We start from the raw sequence: 21,217 nt of genomic DNA, 5'->3' as shown, positions 1-21,217 counted from the left end.
CGGCCATGCGCCTGCTGTTCGCCCTCCTCCTGTGGATGGGAGCGGGGCTCGTCCGCGCCCAATCCCTGCCCCTGTCGATCGCCGCCGCGCTCGAGCGGGCGCAAGTGCCGGTGCAGGCCGTCTCCGTCCTCGTGCAGCCGCTCGAAGGCGGTGCGCCGCTGCTGGCGGTGAACGAGACCGTGCCGCGCAACCCGGCCTCGGTGATGAAGCTCGTCACCACCTTTGCCGCCTACGAAACCTTCGGGGCCCAGTATCGCTGGACGAGCCGGCTGGTGGCCCGCGGCCGCGTGCTCGGTCAGGAGCTCGTGGGTGATCTGGTTTTGCGCAGCGACGGCGACCCTTATCTCACTGCCGAACGTGCCTGGAAACTGCTGCGCACGGCGCGTGCCCTCGGTATCCACACGATCAGGGGTAGGTTGATACTGGAGGCCGACGGGCTGCGCATTCCCCCAACCGATCCCTTCGCTTTCGACGGCGACGGCTATCGTCCCTACAACACCCCGGCGAGCGCCGAGCTCGTCAATTTCAACACGGTGATCGTGCAGCTACAGCCCTCGTCCGACGGGGCGCGGGTGCTCGCCACGCTCCATCCGCCGCTTGCCGGCGTGAGCGTGGGTAACGCCCTGAAGATCGAAACCGGCGCCTGCCCGGCCGACGTCGTCAAACGCCTCGAGACGGGCGTGCAGGAAGATGCGCAAGGCGTGGCGATCACGCTCGCGGGTCGCTATCCGGCAAGCTGCGGCATCCGTTTCCTCGGGCTCTCGCCGCTACCCGCCGAGCGTTTCGCCTCGGCCATGCTCGAAGGCATCTGGCGTGAGCTGGGTGGCCGGCTGCTGCCCGCCGACGCCCCCGCCCCGGCCGGAGGCGAATGGCTCGTGGCCACCGACGACTCGCCCACGCTCACCGAAATCGCGTATCAAATGAACAAGTGGTCGAGCAACCCGATCGCACGCCAGCTCCTCGCCCTCGTCGGCGCGCGTCGCATGCCGGCAGCGCCGGATCACGTCGCCGCTGGTGCGAGTGCCGTACGCTCGCTGCTCACCGAAGCGGGGATCGATCGCCACGGGGTGGTGTTGGAAAACGGCGCGGGGCTGTCGCGCGAAGAACGCATCACCGCCGCCGACCTCGCCCGCTTGCTGCAAACGGTCTGGAACCGCCCTTACGCGGCCGAATTCATCGCCACGCTGCCGGTGGCCGGCGTCGATGGCACGGCCCGGCGCCGTTTCAAGGATTCCCCCATCCGCGAGTGGGCTCACGTCAAAACGGGAACGCTGCGCGACGTGCGCGCAATCGCCGGTTTCGCCCAGAGCCAGTCCGGGACGCCTTACGTGATCGCCGCCGTCATCGAGCACGCGAATGCCGCTCAAGCCGGAGAGGCGCTCACGGCGCTCTTCGATTGGCTTTGGGCGCACTGATCCCCGTTCAGTCGGGCGAACCAGCATTGCACCTACGCCAAAGCTGGTTCATAATCCCGACCATTTCCTGCCATTGCGTGCCCGAGGAAACACTCGATGAACCGACCACCCCTTCGTCGCCGCGTACTGCGTACTACCCTCGCACTCTACGGCGCCGCCGTCGTCGGTCTAGCCGTGGCCGCTTTCTCCGACCAGGTACCGTACGCCCGCACCCCCCTCGTCACCGACCTCCCCCCGATCACCCTCACCCCCCCTGTTGCCACCGATACGGCGCAGGCGTACGTGATTCGCGAGGCGTTTCGTCGCGGTGAGACGTTGCCCGCTTTCCTCGAGCGCATCGGTGCCGAAGACGAGGGGCTGCTCGACTATACCTCGCTCGATGAAGAGGTCCGCGCCATCCAGCGGCAACTCCGTGCACACTCCACCGCCACGGTACGCCTTCGCGCCGACGGTCGGGTCGATTCTCTGATCCTGCCGCTCGTCAGCGGCGCACGCGTCGCCATCCACCGAGCCGACGACGGCTTTCGCATGGCCCCTGTCGGCACCGAGAACGACGACGGCACCGCCTTTCTCGAATTACGCCAGGGGGTGATCACGCACTCGCTCTTTGCCACCGCCTCCGAGATCGGCATGCCCGATGCGGTCGCCTCCAAGCTCGCCGAGATCTTCGGCACCCAGATCGATTTCTCACGCGACCTGCGTGTGGGCGATTCTTTCGCCGTGATCTACGAAACGAAACTCGACGCCGAAGGGCTGCCGCAACCGGGCGAGATCGTCGCCGCCGAATTCGTCAATCAGGGCAAGCGCCACGTCGTGCTGCGCTACGACCTTCCCGGCGGCAAAAGCGGCTACTACACCCCGGACGGTCGAGTGCTCGGCACGGGTTTTCTGCGCTACCCCCTGCGTTTCACTCGCGTGAGTTCGAATTTCGGCGGCCGTTTCCATCCCATCAAACGGGAATGGCGCCACCATGCCGGTACCGACTTCGCTGCCCCTCCTGGCACGCCGGTGATGGCCGCCTCCGACGGCGTGGTGAAGTTCGCCGGCTGGCAGAACGGCTACGGCAACTTCGTACTCCTCGAGCACCGCAGCGGCTATGTCACCGGCTATGGCCACCTCAAAGGATTCGCGCCGGGTCTCAGGGCGGGCAAGCGCGTCTCTCAGGGCGACGTGATCGGTTACGTCGGCTCCACCGGTTGGGCCACCGGCCCGCACCTGCACTATGAAGTACGCATCAACGGCAAACCGCAGGATCCGCTCAAAATCGCCCTGCCCGCCCCCGAGCCGCTGCCAGAACGCGAACTCGCCCGCTTCCGTCAACAAACGGCACCGCTGCTGGAAAAAATCGCGCTGCTCACCCGCACGCCGGTCGAAGTCGCCGCAGCCGATTGAACCGGGAACGCGCGGGAAGCGGCCCGTGCGAGCGGCGCCAAGGTCGAGCGCCCGAAGCGCGGTGGGCTGCTCTCCCGTCGCAAGGACGGGCGGGCATCCGGGCAGCGTTGCGTTCTCTCGGTAGGCTATTCGCCGCGCTCCAGGGAAACGCTGAAGAAATGAGCGAGCGGGATGAAGCGCAAGGCGCACGGAGCGCAGCGACCGAGACATATCGAGTAGATAGGCGAGGGAGCGAGCACCGCGCAACGCAGCGATTCGCCCGCGCAGCCAATTATTCAGCGTTTCCCTAGGAGAAACACTCGGCCGCGGCTAAGAACGGCGCCGCACGGTCCTTGTCGGAAACGAGAGGCTCCATCCCCAGATCCGGCCAGGCGATCGCCAGCGTCGGGTCGTCGTAGCGTAGCGACCGGTCACACTGGGGCGCGTAATAGTCGGTCGTCTTGTAGAGCAACCGCGCATGCTCGCTGAGGGTGAGAAACCCGTGGGCGAAACCGGGCGGAATCCACAGCTGGCGCTTGTTCTCGTCGGAGAGTTCGGTGGCCACCCAGCGCCCAAACGTGGGCGAGCTGCGGCGCAGGTCGACGGCCACGTCGAACACGGCCCCCTCGGTGCAGCGCACCAGCTTTCCTTGCGCGTGCGGCGGCAGTTGATAATGCAGGCCGCGCAGCACGCCGCGGCGCGAGCGCGATTCGTTGTCCTGTACGAAGTCGACCTCGAGCCCCGTGGCGGCAACGAACGCGCGCCGATTGTAGGCCTCGAAGAAATAGCCGCGCGCATCGCCGTGCACCACCGGCTCGAGCAGGATCACCTCGGGAATCTCGAGCGCCATCGCTCGCATCATGCCGCCCCCCGCCCCTGGTCGAGCAGCTGGCGCAGATAGCGTCCGTAGCCGCTCTTGCCCAGCCGTTCGGCCTGACGCAGGAGCCCCGCATCGTCGATCCAGCCCTGCATCCAGGCGATTTCTTCCAGACAGGCGATTTTCAGCCCTTGGCGCCGTTCGATGGTGGCGATGAACTGCCCGGCCTCGAGCAGCGAATCGTGCGTGCCGGTATCGAACCAGGCATAGCCGCGTCCCATGAGTTCGACCGCGAGCCGCCCTTCCTGCAGGTAGCTGCGATTGAGGTCGGTGATCTCGAGCTCACCGCGCGCCGAGGGGCGCAGCGCCCGCGCGCGCTCGACCACGCTGCCGTCGTAAAAGTAGAGCCCGGTGACGGCATAGTTCGATCTGGGGCGGATGGGCTTCTCCTCGATGTCGACCACGCGCCCGGTGGCGTCGAATGCAACCACGCCATAGCGCTCCGGATCCTGCACGTGATAGGCGAAGACGGTGGCGCCCTGCTCGCGCACATTCGCCGCGACGAGGAGCTGCGGCAGGTCGTGGCCATAGAAGAGATTGTCCCCCAGCACCAGGGCCGAAGAGGCGCCGGCAAGGAAGGTTTCGCCGATGAGGAACGCCTGCGCGAGTCCGTCGGGCGAGGGCTGCTCGGCGTAGGACAGGGACAACCCCCAGGCGCTGCCATCACCCAGGAGCTGGGCGAAACGCGGCGTGTCCTGGGGCGTGGAGATCACCAGGATGTCGCGGATGCCGGCGAGCATCAGGGTAGACAGCGGATAGTAGATCATCGGCTTGTCGTAGACCGGCAGCAGCTGCTTGGAGACGGCGAGCGTCGAGGGATAGAGCCGGGTGCCGGAACCGCCGGCGAGGATGATGCCCTTGCGGGAAGAAGTCGAATTCATGATTTCTGCATCAATGGGGGTAGAAGGGACAGCGGCTCGGCGAGCACGGCCACCGTACGTGCCACCTCGTCCTGCCAGGGCGGCAGCCGCAGGCCGAAGGTGGTGGCAAGCCGCGTGGTGTCGAGCCGGGAATTGGCCGGGCGCGGGGCCGCGGTCGGATAGTCGGCGCTCGCGATCGGCTCGAGGCGCTCGAGCACGAGTGGCCAGCCGGCCGCGCGCGCACGCTCGAAAACGAAGGCAGCGTAGTCGTACCAGCTGGCCTCACCGGTGGGCGCGAGGTGGTAGAGACCAGTGGGGCAGGTATCGGGCGCGCTGCGCAGCCGGCGCACCAGCTCGGCGCTCACTGCGGCAACGAGCCCGGTGCCGGTGGGTGCGCCCACCTGGTCCGCCACCACGCGCACCACGGGTCGGCTCGCGCCCAGGCGCAGCATGGTTTTGAGGAAATTGGCTCCGTGCAGCCCGTAGAGCCAGCTCACCCGCAGAATGAGTGCACGGGCGCCGCTTTCGAGCACGAATGCTTCGCCGGCACGCTTGCTGCGGCCATAAGCGTTCACCGGCCGGGGCACATCGTCCTCGCGCCAAGGGCGCTGCCCCGTACCGTCGAAGACGTAGTCGGTGGAATAGTGCATGAGCCAGGCACCGTGCGCCGCGGCCCAGCGGGCGAGTTCTCCGGGCATTTCGGCGTTGAGCCGCCAGGCGAGCGCCGTTTCCGTCTCGGCCCGATCCACCGCGGTGTAGGCCGCGGCATTGACGATGCCCTGAGGGCGCAGGGCATCGAGCCGCGCCCGCAGGGCCGCCGCATCGCCGAGATCGAGCTCGGCGCGTGAAGGGGCGACGAGCGGGGCCTGCAGCGCCAGGAGCGGGGCGAGTGCCCAGCCGAGCTGACCGCTCGCGCCCAGCAAGAGGATGGAGGCCTCGCTCATTGCGCCGACAAAGCGGCGCCGTAGTGGCGCGAGAGCCACTCGCGATACGCGCCGGAAGTGACGTGCTCGACCCAGTCGCGGTGCGTGAGATACCAGCGCACCGTTTTTTCGATGCCGGTATCGAACGTTTCCGCCGGTCGCCAACCGAGCTCGCGCTCGATCTTGCGCGCATCGATCGCGTAACGCCGGTCATGTCCCGGACGATCGGTGACGAAAGTGATCTGCTCGGCGTACGAGCGGCCGTCGGCGCGCGGCGCGAGCGCATCGAGCCAGCGGCACAAGGTGTGCACCACCTCGAGATTGGTGCGCTCGTTCCAGCCGCCGATGTTGTAGGTCTGCCCCGGCCGGCCCGCCTCCAGCACGCGCCTGAGCGCGGCCGTATGATCGCCCACGTAGAGCCAGTCGCGCACCTGCTGCCCGTCGCCGTAGATGGGTAGCGGCTCGCCGGCGAGCGCGCGCGTCAGGCACAGCGGGATGAGCTTTTCCGGGAACTGGTAGGGGCCGTAGTTGTTGGAGCAGTTCGTGGTGATCGTCGGCAGACCATAAGTGTGATGGAAGGCGCGCACGAAGTGATCCGCCCCGGCCTTGCTCGCCGCGTAAGGCGAATTGGGCGCGTAGGGCGTAGTCTCGGTGAAGGGCGGATCGTCCGGGCCGAGCGAGCCATAGACTTCGTCGGTGGAGACGTTGATGAAGCGAAAGGCCGAGAGCTCGGGCTCGGGCAGCCCTTCCCAATGGGCCCGCGCCGCCTCCAGCAGCCGCACGGTGCCCAGCACGTTGGTGCGCGCGAAAGCCTCGGGCCCATGGATGGAGCGATCGACGTGCGATTCGGCGGCAAAATGCACCACGGCGCGCACCCGGTGCCGTTCGAGCAGAGAGCGCACGAGGTCCCGATCGGCGATGTCGCCGTGTACGAAGACATGGCGCGGATCGCCCTTGAGCGAGGCGAGGTTCTCCAGATTGCCCGCATAGGTGAGGGCGTCGAGGTTGACCAGGGGCTCGTCATGGCGCGCGAGCCAGTCGAGCACGAAGTTGCTGCCGATGAAGCCGGCGCCGCCGGTCACGAGAATCGTCATGGTCGGTACAGGTCGCGGAAAAGTGCAATGATACCAATTTCACCCCTCCATGTCGCGCGTATAGCCCGCCCAACCGATGATGAGGCGCACCCAGCCGAGCACCACCCAGCTCAAAGCCTTGCGCCAGCGGGGTAGCCGCGCGAACCCCTCTTCGTCGAGCCGCACCGCGCCCTGCGCCACGTGCCGCTCGATCCGTGCACGCAGATCTTTGCTGAACCCCGGGTCATCCACCCAGACGTTGGCCTCGCGCGCCATGAAGAGGCTGAAGGGATCGATGTTGCTCGAGCCCACCGTGGAATAACGACCGTCGAACACCGCCACCTTGGCGTGCATCTCGGTGGCATGATATTCCCATAGTTCGATGCCATGGCGCAGCAGCCAGGGATAGAGGGCGCGCGTGGCCTGCGACAGGATGGGATGATCGCTCAGCCCCTGCAGGACGAGGCGCACCCGCACGCCCCGCGCCGTGCAGGCCGCCAGCGCCCGGCGAAAGCGTTTGCCGGGAAAGAAGTAGGCACAGGCGATCCAGACCTCTTCGCGGGCACGCGCGAGCATCTGCAGATAGGCGTGCTCGATGTCGTGACGATGGCGCCAGTTGTCGCGCAGCACCAGGGCGGCGCGATGGGGTCCGGCTGGGTCGATCCTCGGGGCTGCCGTGAGGCGAGGCTCAGGGGGAGGACGGCGCTTGACGTTGGTCCAGTAGACCAGGCGCCACAGGCGGCGCATCGCCTGCTGCACCGAACGCACGAGCGGCCCCTCGATCCGCACGGCGTAATCCCATCGCGGTTGGCGGGTCCGGCGCCCGGGCAGACGAGTGAAATCCGAGAGGATGTTGATGCCGCCGACGAACGCGACGCGTCCGTCGCAACAGACGAGCTTGCGGTGCAGGCGCCGCAATCGATGGCGCCGCGGGATGAACCAGGGGCCACGCAGCGGGCGATAGACTTCGACCTCCACGCCCGCGGCCGCCACGCCGTGCATCCGCTGCAGCACAAAATCACGGCTGCCGAAGCCATCGACCAGGAGACGAGTGCGCACGCCCCGGGCCACTGCCCTGACCAGCGCCGCGAGCACCGCCTCGCCGATTTCGTCGCACTCGAAGATGTAGGTCTCGAGCTGCACTTCCTCGCGGGCCTCATCGATCGCCTGCAGCAGCGCCGGGAAGAATTCCGCACCGTTCTCCAGCAGTTCCAGACGGTTACCGGGCAGGAAGTCCAGGGCCATCGGCGAGCCCTCAGGCGGGGAGGCAGCCGCACGGCGCACTCATCGAACGTCCAGGTCGAGGTCGACCACGAGCGGGAGATGATCCGAGAGACGCGACCAAGGACGCCCGCGCAGCACGTGCGCTTCACGCACCGTACCGCCGCGCACGTAGAGCCGGTCGAGCCGGCCGATCGCCAGACCGCGCGCGGGATAGGTCCGCGGCGGCGCGCGGCGTCCGGCAGCGGTAAAAGCATCCTGCAAACCCAAGGGCAGAGCAAGGAGCTCTTCCGCCGCTCGACCCCAGTCGTTGAAGTCCCCGCCCACGACGACCGGCGCCTGCAGAGGCAAGGCGGCGATCAGCTCACGCAGCCGCTCGAGCTGTTGGCGCCGCCAGCGTGCCCTGAGCCCGAGATGCACGCAAAAAACATGCAAGACCGCGCCGTGCGGCAGCGCCACGGCACAATGCAGGATGCCGCGACTCTCCCAACGATGCGCCGAGACGTCGTGATTGGCCCAATCCTGGACCGGAAAGCGCGAGAGCACCGCATTGCCGTGATGTCCCAGCTCGTGAAAACGGTTGCCGCCGTAGATGCGTTCGGGCCAACGTTCGGCCCCGAGATAGTGATGCTGCGGCTGCGCCGGCCAGTGGGCATGGCGCAGCGCGTGCCCAATATGCACCCCCTGGACTTCCTGGAGCAGCACGAGGTCGGGGTCGAGACCATGCAGCGCCTCGCGCATCTCGGCGATGGTCAGACGTCGGTTGAAAGGCCCCCAGCCTTTGTGGATGTTGTAACTCACCACGCGCAGCGCCACCGATCGGTGGATGCCGGGACGGAGGAGACGCTCCGAAGCGGTAAAGGGCGCGTGCATCGCCCCTCCTAGCCAACGTCGCCCCTTTTTTTGCTCCGCCAGCAAACCACTCATGTGGCTGCCAGCATGCGCTCCAGCGCCACTTTCGCCCATCGGGCCGTCTCCTCGGGCACGGCGATGCGATTGACCACTTGCCCCTGCACCAGATTGTCGAGCGTCCAGGCGAGGTGCTGCGGATCGATGCGCTGCATCGTCGAGCACATGCACACCACCCCCCCCATGAACTGCACGGTCTTGCCCTGCGGCGCCATCTCCTCGGCCAGACGACTGACCAGGTTGAACTCGGTGCCCACCAGCCATTCGGTGCCCGCCGGGGCGACGCGGATCGTGCTCTGGATGAATTCGGTCGAACCGACGTGGTCGGAAGCCAGGCACACTTCGAAGGCGCACTCGGGGTGCGAAATGACGTAGCCGTGCGGATGCTTGGCCCGCCAGCGATCGATCTGCGCCTTGGTAAACATCTGATGCACCGAGCAGTGCCCTTTCCACAGCAGGATGGTAGCCCGCCGAATCTGCTGCGGCGTCAAACCGCCGTAAGGCAGATCGGGATCCCACACCAGCATGTCCTCCAGCGGGATACCGCGCTTGTAGCCGGTCCAGCGCCCCAGATGCTGGTCGGGGAAGAAGAGGAGCTTGGGGCGTCTCGCCAGAGCCCACTCCATGATGTGCGGCGCGTTGGTCGAGGTGCACACGATGCCGCCGTGACGACCGCAGAAGGCCTTGAGATCGGCCGCGGAATTGATGTAGGTGACCGGCGTATAGACCTCGGCCGGATCGCCATCGAGCACTTCGCCCAGTTCCCGCCAGGCGCGCGTCACCTTGGCGAGATCGGCCATGTCGGCCATGGAACAACCGGCGGCCAGATCCGGCAGGATCGCCACCTGCTCGGGCTGCGACAGGATATCCGCGACCTCGGCCATGAAATGCACGCCGCAGAAAACGATGTAACGCGAGGAAGTCTGCGCGGCGAGCCGGGCGAGCTTGAGCGAATCGCCGGTGAGATCGGCGTGCCGATAGACGTCGGCGCGCTGGTAGTGGTGGCACAGGATCACCGCCTCTTCGCCCAAGCGCGATCGCGCCGCAAGGATGCGCTCCTGCGCCTGCTCGTCGCTCATCGCCGCGTAGGGCGCGAACGGCAAGGCTTTCTCGAGAATCGTCGTCATCTCCTCCCTCCCAAAGGGCATCGATTCAACTTTGCACCCACGGCAGGCCGTGGAACTTCCATCCCCCCACCGTTCCGCGATGCCCGGCGGCGTCTTTCGCGCCCTCGAAACCTTCGAGCACGTTGTAACACGAAGTAAAACCCGCCGCCGTAGCCACACGCGCCGCCTGATCGGAACGGCCACCCGAGCGACACAAGAACATCACCAAGGACTCGGGGTCGACCTGGGCCCGAAGGTGGGTGAGAAAATCGGGATTCGGCATCAAGTCGGGATAGTGCAGCCATTCGATCTCCACCGCACCGGGAATACGGCCTACCCAATCCCACTCGGCGCGGGTACGGCAATCGACGAGTACCGCGCCGGGCGCCGCTTGCCACACCAGAAACGCCTCGGTGGGCGTCAAAGCCCCGGCGTAGGGCAGGCCGAAGCGCTCGGCGCGCTCGCCGGCAAGCGCTAGAATATCGTGCAGATTTCCCACGGCGTCCTCCATGAGCTCCGAATCTAGTATACCGCCTCCACTGCCCAACGCAGCGCGGATGCGCGGCAACGCCATCGCCCGCGCCAGTCTCACGGCCATGGCCATCAACGCCATCCTGGCCATATTGCAGATCCTCATCGGGCTAGCCGCCAACGCGTTCAGCCTCGTGGCCGATGCAATCCATACCCTCGCCGACCTCACCACCGACGCCATGGTGAGCTGGGCCGGGCGCAGCGGCGGCGCTCCGCCCGACGACAACCATCCCTACGGACACGGGCGTTTCGAAACGTTTGCCAGCTTCGTTCTCGGGCTCGTACTGCTGGGAGTGGGCTGCGGCTTCCTGTGGGCGGCGGGCATGCGGCTACAGACGCTCGAGCACGCCCCGCCGATCGAAACCGCGGCCTTCGTCATGGCGCTCATCACACTGCTCGCCAAAGAAGGAATGTATCACTGGCTACGCCGCCGCGGACGCGCCCTCAAGGCGCAGGTGCTGGAGGCCGCCGCCTGGCACGCCCGCTCGGATGCCGCCTCCTCGCTCGTCGTGGCGATCGGCATCGGCGGCAGCCTCGCCGGCTACCGTTTTCTCGAACTCCTGGCCGCCGCGCTCGTCGGCTTCATGATCGCCTCCATGGGCGTACGCTTTGCCTACCGAGCGGTGCGCGAGCTCGTCGACACCGGGCTCGATCCGGAAGAAGTCGCCCGCATCGCCGAAGCGATCCGTACCACCCCCGGCGTCGAGGATCTGCACCAGATCCGCACGCGGCGCATGGCCGACCGCATCCTCTTGGATGCGCACATCCAGGTCGCTCCTCGCCTGTCGGTCTCCGAAGGTCACCGCGTGGCCGACCTCGTATTTGCCCGCCTCAAGGAACGCTTCCCCCACCTCGACGATGCGCTGATCCACGTCGACCACGAAAACGACATGACCCGTCCGCCCGGGCAGATGCAAGCCCTCACCGATCGCACCGAATTGGTGCAAGAGCTACGCGCACTGCCCGCTTTCGCTGCCGCCACCCCAGACTGGATCATCCTGCACTACCAGGGTGGGCGTACCCATCTCGACCTACAGATCCCGGCCGAACAGGCGCCATTCCTGCTTGCCGCGGATCGAACGGCGCTTTTTTCCCAGCTCGAATCCCTGCGCCAGCGCCACCCCGATCTCGCCACGATCCGACTCTTCGTCGAGATTGCACCAGAAAAGTGCATACCAAAGGCCGAATCGCACGAATCCAGTGCATGATCGATACCGCCGGGCTGCACTCGCCCCGACGAAATGCCCCATCTCGCCACACAAAAACCTGGCACGAACATTGCTTTATTTTTCTCATTCATTTTTTCCTGACCCGGAGTCGACCCGATGAATGCACAAGACGTCCTCAAGCTCATCCACGAAAGCGAAGCCCGTTTCGTGGACTACCGTTTCACCGACATCCTCGGCAAAGAGCACCACGTCACGGTACCGGTGTCGGCCTTCGACGAAGAAATCTTCGAGCGCGGCCACGCCTTCGACGGCTCCTCGATCGCCGGCTGGAAAGGCATCCAGGCCTCCGACATGCTGCTCGTCCCCGACCCGGAAACCGCCTACGTCGACCCTTTCTATGAAGAACCCACGGTGGTCATCACCTGCGACGTGGTCGAGCCGGCCGACGGCAAAGGCTACGACCGTGACCCCCGCTCGATCGCCAAGCGCGCCGAAGCCTATCTGAAATCGACGGGATTGGGTGACACGGTTTATTTCGGCCCCGAACCCGAATTCTTCATCTTCGACTCGGTCGAATGGTCGGTCGACATGTCCGGCTGCTCGGTCAAAATCACTTCCGGCGAAGCCTCCTGGGAAGGCACCGGCCACCGTCCGCGCGTCAAGGGCGGCTATTTCCCCGTCCCCCCGGTCGATAGCCTGCACGACATCCGCTCTGCCATGGTGCTCGCCCTCGAATCGATCGGCGTGCCGGTCGAAGTGCATCACCACGAAGTGGCCAACGCCGGCCAGTGCGAGATCGGCACCAAATTCAACACCCTCACGCGCCGCGCCGATTGGACGCAGGCGCTCAAATACGTGGTGCACAACGTGGCGCACCAGTACGGCAAGACGGCCACTTTCATGCCCAAGCCCATCGTCGGCGACAACGGCTCGGGCATGCACGTCCACCAGTCCATCTGGAAAGCGGGCCAAAACCTCTTCGCCGGCAACGGCTACGCGGGGTTGTCCGAATTCGCGCTCTATTACATCGGCGGCATCATCAAGCACGCCCGCGCCTTGAATGCCATCACCAACCCCGGCACCAACTCCTACAAGCGCCTGGTGCCGCACTTCGAGGCCCCGACCAAACTCGCCTACTCCGCGCGCAACCGCTCGGCCTCGATCCGCATCCCCTACGTGGCCAATCCCAAGGCACGGCGCATCGAAGCCCGCTTCCCCGATCCGCTCGCCAACCCCTATCTCGCCTTCGCCGCGCTGATGATGGCCGGGCTCGATGGCGTGCAGAACAAGATCCACCCGGGCGATCCGGCCGACAAGAACCTCTACGACCTGCCGCCGGAAGAGGACGCCAAGATCCCGACCGTGTGCCACAGCCTCGACCAGGCGCTGGAAGCGCTCGACGCCGACCGTGAATTCCTCACCCGCGGCGGCGTGTTCTCCAACGACTTCATCGATGCCTACATCGAGCTGAAGAACGAGGAAGTGCAGCGCCTGCGCATGACCACCCATCCGCTCGAATTCGAGCTCTACTACAGCCTCTGAGCAATTTTCCCTTCCCGAGGGAAACGATACGAAAGGGCGGCCGAGGGTCGCCCTTTTTCCTTTATACTTGCTGCATGAACGGATTCCCATCCCGCCTCTTTTTCATTGCCCTCTCGAGCCTGGGCGTGCTGTTCGCACCGGCTGCCTCGGCCACGTTGTGGAAATGCACCGACGGCGACGGACGCGTCACCTACACCAACGATCGTACCAGCACCAAAGGGATGCACTGCGAAGCCCTGCGAGACCTCCCCTATCTCGACTCGAGGCCCGCCCACTCCGCCCCCGCTGCCGCCTCTCCCTCGAGTTTTCCCCGCGTGAGCCCCGGCGAACAGCGCCAGCGCGACGACCTGCGCCGCCGCATCCTCGAAGAGGAGAAAGCCGCCGAGCACCAGCGCCTGCAACAGACCCAGCGCGCACTGCAGTCTGCTGCCCCCGATCTCCTCCCCGAGCTACAGTCCCAAGCCGAACGCCAGCGGCGAAACCTCGAAGCAATCGAGCGCGAACTCCAGCGTTTGCGCTGAGTCTTCAGCTCACTTGGCACCGTTCTTGCTAAATTTTTTCCGTCTTCTCTCCAGGCACCGCCATGCCGCCCGATCTCACCGCCCTCGACTGGCTCTCCACCGCCGTCGTCCTCGCCTCTCCCGAGCGGCGATTGCAAACGGCCAATGCCGCGGCCGAACACCTCTTCGGACTCGCCCGTGAACGCCTCGCCGGTCGCCCCTGGGAAGAGATCTTCGGTGCCTCGCCCACCTTGCGCACCGCTCTCGACGAGGCCGAACGCAACCGCTGGTTCTACACCTGCCACGGGCTCAGCCTGCACCTGCCTTCCGGGCAGACTCTGGTGACCGACGTCACGGTGAGCCCCATCCAGGACGACGGCGAAGGCTTCGTGCTCGAATTCCGCCCCATCGACCAACGCCTCAAGACGACCCAGGAAGAAGAGCGCCTGCGTCTGCAGCAGGCCGCGAGGGAACTCGTGCGTGCGCTCGCCCACGAGATCAAGAACCCCTTGGGGGGCATTCGCGGCGCGGCGCAACTGCTGCAGATGGAACTACCCGATCCGGCGCTCGCGGAGTATACCGAAGTCATCATCCTCGAGACCGACCGCCTGCAACGCCTGCTCACGGGGCTTCTCGCCGCGCACCAGGCACCGCGTCCGGCGCCGGTCAACGTCCACGAGATCCTGGAACACGTGCGTCGGCTGCTGCTCGCCGAATTCCCCTCCTTGAGGGTGGAGCGTGACTACGACGCGAGCCTGCCGGAGCTCACCGCCGACCGCGAGCGCCTGCTGCAGGCGATCCTCAACATCGCACGCAACGCCGCCCAGGCCACCGAGGGCAAGGGCAAGGTGGAACTGCGTACCCGGGCCGCGCGCCAGGTGACGCTCGCCAAGCGGCGCTACCGCCTCGCGGCTCATGTCGAGATCGCCGACGACGGTCCCGGCATCCCCGAAGCGCTGCGCGAGCGCATCTTCTATCCGCTGGTGAGCGGGCGCGAGGGCGGTGCGGGGTTGGGCCTGGCGATCGCCCAGGACATCGTCGCCCAACACCACGGTGCCATCGAGTTCGACAGCCGCCCCGGGCGCACGCGTTTCCACCTCCTGCTGCCGCTCACTGCCGGGAGCCCGACATGAACGACGCCATCTGGATCCTCGACGACGACAAATCCATCCGCTGGGTGCTCGAACGCGCGCTCGAGCGTGAGAACCTGCCCCACCGCGGCTTCGAGCGTGCCGAGGCGGCGCTGGAGGCGCTCGCGCGGGAGAGGCCGGCCGTGGTACTCACCGACATCCGCATGCCCGGCACCGACGGGCTCGCCTTCGTGCGGCAGCTGCACGAGCGCGCCCCCGGCACGCCGGTGATCGTGATGACTGCCTATTCGGATCTCGACAGCGCCGTGAGCGCTTTCCAGGCCGGCGCCTTCGAGTACCTGCCCAAACCCTTCGACGTACCCGAGGCCGTGCGCCTGGTGCGTCGGGCGCTGGAGGCGCGGCCCGGCGCAGTGGCCCAGGACGAGCCGGACGCCACCCCCGAGATCCTGGGGCAAGCCCCGGCGATGCAGGAAGTCTTTCGCGCCATCGGACGGCTGTCACACTCCAGCGTCACCGTGCTCATCACCGGCGAATCCGGCACCGGCAAGGAACTCGTCGCCCGGGCGCTCCACCGTCACAGCCCGCGGCGCGACGGCCCGTTCGTTGCCATCAACACCGCGGCGATCCCACGCGAACTGCTCGAAGCCGAGCTCTTCGGCCACGAGAAAGGCGCCTTCACCGGCGCCGCCGCCGCCCGCCGCGGCCGCTTCGAGCAGGCCGAGGGTGGCACGCTCTTTCTCGATGAGATCGGCGACATGCCCGCAGACCTCCAAACCCGGCTGCTGCGCGTGCTCTCCGACGGGCACTACTACCGCATCGGTGGACAGCAGCCGCTGCGTGCCAACGTGCGCATCATCACCGCCACGCACCAGGACCTGGAAGCCCGCGTGCGCGAGGGGCTCTTTCGCGAAGACCTCTATCACCGCCTCAACGTCATCCGGCTGCGCCTGCCGCCGCTGCGCGAGCGCGCCGAGGACATCCCGCTCCTCGCCCGCCACTTCCTGACGAAGAGCGCGCGCGAACTGGGGGTGGAGCGCAAGACGCTCTCGCCGGCCGCCTTGGAGGCGCTCGTACGCTACCCCTTTCCCGGCAACGTGCGCCAGCTCGAGAACCTCTGCCATTGGCTCACCGTCATGACCCCGGCGCAGCGCATCGAACCGCACGATCTGCCGCCGGAAGTGCGCGCCCCCGTGGAACCTGCCGGCACCACCGAACCTTCCTCCGCATCCCCGGCCTGGGAACACTTGCTCGCCAAGGAAGTCGACCGCCTGCTTGCCACCGGCCGCAGCGCCCTCTACGATGAGCTGCACGCGCGTTTCGAACGCGTCCTCTTCGAGCGGGCACTCGCCCACACCGGCCAGCGCCGAGCAGAAGCCGCCGCTCGGCTCGGCGTGGGTCGCAACACGCTCACGCGCAAGCTCAAGCGCTGATGCCTGCCGTACAATAACCGCTTCGCACCCTGGCTGCGACACCCCAATGTCCGTTTCTCCCCCTGTCGATCCGGCGGCCGTGCACCGGCGCTTACCCGAATCGCTCGCCCGGCGGCTCGACCTTCATTGGCTTGCCGAATGCGCCTCGACCAACGACGAGGCGATGCGCCTGCCTCTGCCCGATCCCGGCTCGCTCACCGTCGTGGGTACCGACCGACAGACCCAAGGGCGGGGACGCCAGGCGCGCGCCTGGCAATCCTGGCCCGACGCGAGTCTCACCTTCTCCTGCCTCTTCGCCTTTCCTCCGGGCACCTCGCTCGCCGCGCTGCCGCTCGCCGTCGGCGTGGCGCTCGCCCAAGCCTTGCACGCGCTGGGCGTGTCCGGCGTGGGGCTCAAGTGGCCCAACGACCTTCTCGTTGCCGGCGCCAAGGTGGGCGGTGTACTCATCGAGGCGCAGAGCCGCAGCGCGGCGCCGATCCGCGTCGTCGTCGGCGTGGGGCTCAACCTCGACCTGCCGCCGGACTTCCACCCCGACGGCGGAATACCCGCCACCGCGCTCGCGCGACACCTCTCCCCTTTACCGCCGCGGGATGCACTCCTTGCGACCCTCCTCGAACGGCTCGATGCCGTCCGCGCGGCCTATCTCGCCGGCCACGGCTTCGCTCCCTGGCAGGAACAGTGGAACGCACTCGACGCCTACCGGGGGCTTGCGGTGGCCGTGCGCGACGGCGAGCGCGAAACCGTCGGGATAGCCGCCGGCGTCGACGACACGGGTCGCCTGCTGCTCGACACCGCGGCCGGGCGCATCGCCTGCTGCGTCGGCGACGTCTCGCTGCGTCCTCTCGCATGAATCCCACGCTGCTCCTCGACCTGGGCAACACGCGGCTCAAATGGGCCCTGCTCGACGGGGATACCTGGCGCGAGACCGGCGCCTGCCGCCACGAGGACATCGCGACGTGGGTCGCCGCGATGCGCGCGCGGCTACCCGCCACGATCCGGTGCTTCGGGGTGAATGTCGCCCACGATCGCCTCGCCCGCGAACTCGAGCGACAGCTCGGTTCGATCCATTGGCTCGTGGCGCAGGCGCAGTCCTGCGGCGTCACGAACGGCTACGACGAGCCCGAGCGGCTCGGCGCCGACCGTTGGGCCGCGCTCATCGCCGCGCACCACCTGCACCGGGGCGCAGCGCTCGTCGTCTGCTGCGGCACGGCCACCACGGTGGACTGGCTCGACGCCGACGGATTCTTTCGAGGTGGGTTGATCCTGCCTGGGCTCACGACCATGCGCGCGAGCCTGGCACACGCCACTGCCCGCCTGCCCTTTGCCACCGGCGACGTCCGCCTGCCGCCGACGAACACGCACGACGCCATCGCCAGCGGCTGCCTGCTCGCCCAGGTCGGGGCCATCGAACATTACTATCGGGTCATGGAGGGGCCTGCCTGCGGTGCCATGGCCCTGCTCTCGGGTGGCGACGCCGACATCATCGCCGGGCATCTGGCCATTCCGGCCCGGACGGTGGATAATCTCGTCCTGCGGGGCCTGGCCGTGGTCGCCGCTGCCAGCGCCCGTCCCAATCCCTCCCATGACGCACGAGAGCACACCCCATGAGCGAACCAACCCGGGTCCTCCTCGAAGAGTACGAGATTCCGACGCATTGGTACAACATCGCCGCCGATCTCTCCACCCCGCCGGCACCTCCGCTCGGGCCGGATGGCAAACCGGTCGATCCCTCGGCGATGGCCGCGATCTTTCCCGAGCCCATCCTCGAGCAGGAGATGAGCCGCGAGCGCTGGATCGCCATCCCCGACGCGGTGCGCGAAACCTATGCCATCTGGCGCCCCTCGCCGCTCATGCGCGCCGTACGCCTGGAGCGGCGCCTGGGCACGCCGGCCAAGATTTTCTTCAAGTACGAAGGCGTTTCCCCAGCCGGTTCGCACAAGCCCAATTCCGCCGTGCCCCAAGCTTATTACAACCGCCAGGTCGGCATCAAACGGCTCACCACCGAGACCGGTGCCGGTCAATGGGGCTCTTCGATCGCCTTCGCTGGCCAGATGTTCGGGCTGGAGGTGCGCGTCTACATGGTGCGCGTGAGCTACCAGCAAAAACCTCAGCGCCGCGTGCTGATGGAAACCTGGGGTGCGGAAGTGCACGCCAGCCCGTCGCCGCTCACCGAAACCGGCCGCCGCATCCTGGCCACCGAGCCGGATCATCCGGGCTCGTTGGGCATCGCCATTTCGGAAGCCGTCGAAGAAGCCGCCTCCCGCCCCGACACCAACTACACCCTCGGTTCGGTGCTCAACCACGTCCTGCTGCACCAGAGCCTCATCGGACTGGAAGCGAAAAAGCAGTTCGAGAAAATCGGGCTCTATCCCGACGTGATCTTCGGTCCCTGCGGCGGCGGCTCGAGCTTCGGCGGCATCGCCTTCCCCTTCCTCGCCGACAAGTTCGCCGGCGAACGACGCGCCGCGGAGTTGCGCTGCGTGGCGGTGGAGCCCGAATCCTGTCCCACCCTCACCAAGGGGACCTACGCCTACGATTACGGGGATGCCTCCGGCTTCACCCCCTTGATGCGGATGTACACCCTGGGACACGACTTCGTGCCGCCGGGCATCCACGCCGGCGGGCTGCGCTACCATGGTGCCTCCCCTTTGGTGTCGCAGCTCGTGCATGAGGGTCAGGTCGAGGCGCTCGCCGTGCCGCAGCGGGCCACGTTCGAGGCCGGCATCCAGTTCGCCCGCGCCGAGGGCATCATCCCCGCACCGGAATCCTGTCACGCCATCCGCGCCGTGATCGACGAAGCCCTGCACTGCAAGGAAACGGGCGAAGCCAAGGTGCTGCTCTTCAACCTCACGGGACACGGACACTTCGACATGAGCGCCTACGAGCGCTACCTGCGCGGCGAGCTCGAAGATTACACCCTGCCCGATGAGCTTCTGGCCGAGGCGCTACGCGCTTTGCCGAGCGTGGGCTGAGAGGGAGACACCGAGGCGATGCGCCTTCTGATCGCGCTGCTCCTGCTCGTCAACGCGCTCCTGCTGGCGATGACCGCGGGGCTGCTGCCGCGACCTTCTCCCGAAGCGGCACGCGCAGCCGGCGAGCACCCCCTGCGCCCCGAACGCCTGAGGATACTCGAAACGGCAGCGGGGCCGGAGGCTCCCGCTCCCCCATCGGTCGAAGCACACGATCCCAAAGCGGCGCAGCCCTTGGTCGCGCACACCGCCACCGAGCCGGAATCCACCCCCCCCACAGCCAACGACCCGCTCCTCCTTGCCGGCACACCGCGCATCGAGACTCCACCTGCCTCTGCTGCACCCGGCTCGGGCACCTCGGGGACAGAACGACCGGCCATGACTCCGAGCCTGGCTCCCCCTCCGGATTGCCTGCAGCTCACCGGGGTCGATCCCGATCGGCTGCCGGCGCTCAAGGACGTATCACGCGGGCTGACCGGCATCCAAATCCAAGAGCGAACCAATACAAAAACCACGGCTTGGCGCGTGCTTCTTCCCCCCCAAGGAGGCGCGGCAGCCGCGAATCGTCGGCTCGAACAATTGCGTCTAGCCGGGGTCGAAGATTATTTCGTGATCCGAGACCCTGGTCCGTTGCAATGGGGCATTTCGCTCGGGCTCTTCCGCTCCCGCGACAGCGCCGAGAAGCGGATCGCGGAACTGCGGGCGAAAAAAGTCGAGGATGCCCAGATCGTGGAGCACCGCACTACCGTCCACGACCTCACCTACCTCGGCCCCCAAGATGCCATCGCCGACCTGCGCCAGCGCATCCGAGCCCGTTTTCCCCAGATCGCCATCGACACCTGCCCCCCATGAGCCATCCCCCCTTCATCATCGGCCTGACCGGCGGCATCGGCAGCGGCAAGAGCGCCGCCGCCGAGCACTTCGCCCGGCTCGGTGCCGCCGTGGTCGACACCGACGCGATCGCGCACGAACTCACCGCACCTGGCGGCGCGGCGATCCCGGCGCTCGTCGCCGCCTTCGGTCCCGACATCCTCACCCCTGCCGGGGCGCTCGATCGCGCCCAGATGCGCACGCTCGCCTTCTCCGACCCCGAGGTGAAACGTCGGCTGGAAGCCATCCTGCACCCCCTGATTCGCCAGGAATCCGATGCGCGCTGCCGTGCCGCCACCGAGGCACCCTACGTCGTGCTGGTGGTGCCCCTACTCATCGAAGCGGGCGAAGACTACCGCCGCCGCTGCCAACGCATCGCCGTGGTCGACTGCCCCGAGGAAATCCAAATCGCGCGGGTACGCGCGCGCAGCGGCCTGGATGAAGACCTGATCCGCCGCATCATGGCGCAGCAGGCGAGCCGGGCCGAGCGGCTCGCCGCCGCCGACGACATTCTCGACAACGGAGGCGATCTCGCCCAGCTCCACGCCCAGGTCGAAGCGCTCGACCGCCTCTACCGCGAACTCGCCCGGCACGCGCCGCCATGATTCTCTTCGAATTCCCCTTCAGCGAACGCATCCGCACCTTGCTGCGCCTCGAGGACGTGTGGCGGCGGTGGCAACATTTTCTCGACAGCACACACCGGTACGACCACCACGCCGCGATCGTTACTCTCTTTGAACTCGCCGACATCGCCGGACGCACCGACCTCAAGCTCGACCTGATGCAGGAACTCGATCGCCAGCGCGCCGCCCTGCTCGCCCTACCCAGCGAGCGGGTCGACGCCGAACGCCTGGCCACCCTCGTGGCGCGTATCGAACGAACCCGCACCGCCCTGCTCGACATGGTCGGACGGGTGGATCACTACCTGCGCGAAAACGAATGGCTGATGGCGCTGCGCTCACGCGCCCACGTCCCCGGCGGCCTGTGCGTCTTCGATGCCCCCGCCTACCATTTCTGGCTGGAACAGCCCCCTGAATTGCGTACGGCATCGCTCGAACGCTGGACCGCTGCGCTGCAGCCGATTCGCGAGGGCGTCGAGCTCGTGCTGGGCCTCTTGCGCGGCAATGCCGAACGCTTCGAGGCCATCGCCCCTCGCGGCGCATACCAGCGCGAACTCAAAGGGACCTACTGCTTGCTCGCTCGCGTCCATGTCGACCCCGCTCTGCAAGTCATCCCCACAATGTCGGCCAACAAGTACCTCATCAGTCTGAGATTCGGCCCCCCCCGCAGCGATCTGCGCCCCTCCACGCAACCGTTGGAACTCGACGTCCCCTTCGTGCTCGAACTGTGCCGCCTGTGA

Annotated in this window: 21 protein-coding genes; 13 read left to right on the top strand and 8 right to left on the bottom strand. The window is 67.1% G+C overall.

Translation table 11 applies throughout. The features are described 5' to 3' along the window. The first annotated feature begins 5 nt into the window (after positions 1-5). Entirely contained in the window at positions 6-1,415 is a 1,410-nt protein-coding gene (gene dacB / locus EPD80_RS05200; protein ID WP_142810015.1) for a D-alanyl-D-alanine carboxypeptidase/D-alanyl-D-alanine endopeptidase, read from the top strand. Positions 1,416-1,511: 96 nt separating this feature from the next. Beyond that, positions 1,512-2,807, top strand: coding sequence for a M23 family metallopeptidase (locus EPD80_RS05195; RefSeq protein WP_142810013.1), 1,296 nt, complete (start codon positions 1,512-1,514; stop codon positions 2,805-2,807). A 286-nt stretch (positions 2,808-3,093) separates the two neighbouring features. Here the strand turns inward: EPD80_RS05195 and rfbC are convergent, their stop codons facing one another. From rfbC to EPD80_RS05150, 8 genes are read right to left on the bottom strand one after another with little or no spacing between them, the layout of a single operon-like run. After that, positions 3,094-3,645, bottom strand: coding sequence for a dTDP-4-dehydrorhamnose 3,5-epimerase (gene rfbC / locus EPD80_RS05185; RefSeq protein ID WP_142810181.1), 552 nt, complete (start codon positions 3,643-3,645; stop codon positions 3,094-3,096). Then, positions 3,645-4,544, bottom strand: coding sequence for a glucose-1-phosphate thymidylyltransferase RfbA (rfbA, locus tag EPD80_RS05180; protein WP_142810011.1), 900 nt, complete (start codon positions 4,542-4,544; stop codon positions 3,645-3,647). Before rfbA ends, rfbC begins: the two co-directional genes overlap by 1 nt. Beyond that, positions 4,541-5,467, bottom strand: a complete 927-nt coding sequence (gene rfbD, locus EPD80_RS05175; RefSeq protein WP_142810009.1) for a dTDP-4-dehydrorhamnose reductase — start codon at positions 5,465-5,467, stop codon at positions 4,541-4,543. The genes rfbA and rfbD overlap by 4 nt, the downstream gene beginning before the upstream one ends. Further along, complete coding sequence (gene rfbB / locus EPD80_RS05170) at positions 5,464-6,540, bottom strand: dTDP-glucose 4,6-dehydratase (RefSeq protein ID WP_142810007.1); 1,077 nt, start codon at positions 6,538-6,540, stop codon at positions 5,464-5,466. The genes rfbD and rfbB overlap by 4 nt, the downstream gene beginning before the upstream one ends. Positions 6,541-6,579: 39 nt before the next feature. Beyond that, positions 6,580-7,764, bottom strand: coding sequence for a cardiolipin synthase ClsB (clsB, locus tag EPD80_RS05165; protein ID WP_185957719.1), 1,185 nt, complete (start codon positions 7,762-7,764; stop codon positions 6,580-6,582). A 39-nt stretch (positions 7,765-7,803) separates the two neighbouring features. Next, complete coding sequence (locus tag EPD80_RS05160) at positions 7,804-8,613, bottom strand: endonuclease/exonuclease/phosphatase family protein (RefSeq protein WP_221928860.1); 810 nt, start codon at positions 8,611-8,613, stop codon at positions 7,804-7,806. Between the two features lie 50 nt (positions 8,614-8,663). After that, positions 8,664-9,776 (bottom strand): quinolinate synthase NadA, encoded by a 1,113-nt coding sequence (gene nadA / locus EPD80_RS05155; RefSeq protein ID WP_142810004.1) that lies wholly within the window; start codon positions 9,774-9,776, stop codon positions 8,664-8,666. Between the two features lie 25 nt (positions 9,777-9,801). Beyond that, positions 9,802-10,254, bottom strand: a complete 453-nt coding sequence (locus tag EPD80_RS05150; RefSeq protein ID WP_142810175.1) for a rhodanese-like domain-containing protein — start codon at positions 10,252-10,254, stop codon at positions 9,802-9,804. A gap of 10 nt (positions 10,255-10,264) precedes the next feature. On the opposite strand from EPD80_RS05150, the gene EPD80_RS05145 reads away from it, so the two are divergent. From EPD80_RS05145 to zapD, 11 genes are all read left to right on the top strand, one after another. Then, positions 10,265-11,494 carry a cation diffusion facilitator family transporter gene (locus EPD80_RS05145; RefSeq protein WP_142810001.1) on the top strand — a complete coding sequence of 410 codons (1,230 nt, stop codon included), beginning with the start codon at positions 10,265-10,267 and terminating at the stop codon, positions 11,492-11,494. 117 nt (positions 11,495-11,611) lie between these two features. Then, on the top strand, positions 11,612-12,997 hold the full coding sequence (gene glnA, locus EPD80_RS05140; protein WP_142809998.1) for a type I glutamate--ammonia ligase: 1,386 nt from the start codon (positions 11,612-11,614) through the stop codon (positions 12,995-12,997). A 125-nt stretch (positions 12,998-13,122) separates the two neighbouring features. Beyond that, complete coding sequence (locus tag EPD80_RS05135) at positions 13,123-13,518, top strand: DUF4124 domain-containing protein (protein ID WP_185957718.1); 396 nt, start codon at positions 13,123-13,125, stop codon at positions 13,516-13,518. A 62-nt stretch (positions 13,519-13,580) separates the two neighbouring features. Then, on the top strand, positions 13,581-14,630 hold the full coding sequence (gene glnL, locus EPD80_RS05130; RefSeq protein WP_142809994.1) for a nitrogen regulation protein NR(II): 1,050 nt from the start codon (positions 13,581-13,583) through the stop codon (positions 14,628-14,630). Then, complete coding sequence (gene ntrC / locus EPD80_RS05125; protein WP_142809992.1) at positions 14,627-16,018, top strand: nitrogen regulation protein NR(I); 1,392 nt, start codon at positions 14,627-14,629, stop codon at positions 16,016-16,018. Before glnL ends, ntrC begins: the two co-directional genes overlap by 4 nt. A 46-nt stretch (positions 16,019-16,064) precedes the next feature. Beyond that, positions 16,065-16,868, top strand: a complete 804-nt coding sequence (locus tag EPD80_RS05120; RefSeq protein WP_142809990.1) for a biotin--[acetyl-CoA-carboxylase] ligase — start codon at positions 16,065-16,067, stop codon at positions 16,866-16,868. Next, positions 16,865-17,626, top strand: a complete 762-nt coding sequence (locus tag EPD80_RS05115; protein WP_142809988.1) for a type III pantothenate kinase — start codon at positions 16,865-16,867, stop codon at positions 17,624-17,626. Before EPD80_RS05120 ends, EPD80_RS05115 begins: the two co-directional genes overlap by 4 nt. Then, complete coding sequence (locus EPD80_RS05110) at positions 17,623-18,990, top strand: TrpB-like pyridoxal phosphate-dependent enzyme (RefSeq protein ID WP_142809986.1); 1,368 nt, start codon at positions 17,623-17,625, stop codon at positions 18,988-18,990. The genes EPD80_RS05115 and EPD80_RS05110 overlap by 4 nt, the downstream gene beginning before the upstream one ends. Before the next feature lie 18 nt (positions 18,991-19,008). Next, the gene (locus tag EPD80_RS05105) at positions 19,009-19,839 is read left to right on the top strand and encodes an SPOR domain-containing protein (protein WP_142809984.1); all 831 of its coding nucleotides are present in this window, start codon (positions 19,009-19,011) and stop codon (positions 19,837-19,839) included. Beyond that, positions 19,836-20,462 carry a dephospho-CoA kinase gene (gene coaE, locus EPD80_RS05100; RefSeq protein WP_185955398.1) on the top strand — a complete coding sequence of 209 codons (627 nt, stop codon included), beginning with the start codon at positions 19,836-19,838 and terminating at the stop codon, positions 20,460-20,462. Before EPD80_RS05105 ends, coaE begins: the two co-directional genes overlap by 4 nt. Continuing rightward, entirely contained in the window at positions 20,459-21,217 is a 759-nt protein-coding gene (zapD, locus tag EPD80_RS05095; RefSeq protein ID WP_142809982.1) for a cell division protein ZapD, read from the top strand. Before coaE ends, zapD begins: the two co-directional genes overlap by 4 nt.

This window comes from Tepidiphilus olei (assembly GCF_006980705.1).
Taxonomy (GTDB): Bacteria; Pseudomonadota; Gammaproteobacteria; order Burkholderiales; family Rhodocyclaceae; genus Tepidiphilus; species Tepidiphilus olei.
This window is presented reverse-complemented; position numbering and strand designations above follow the sequence as displayed.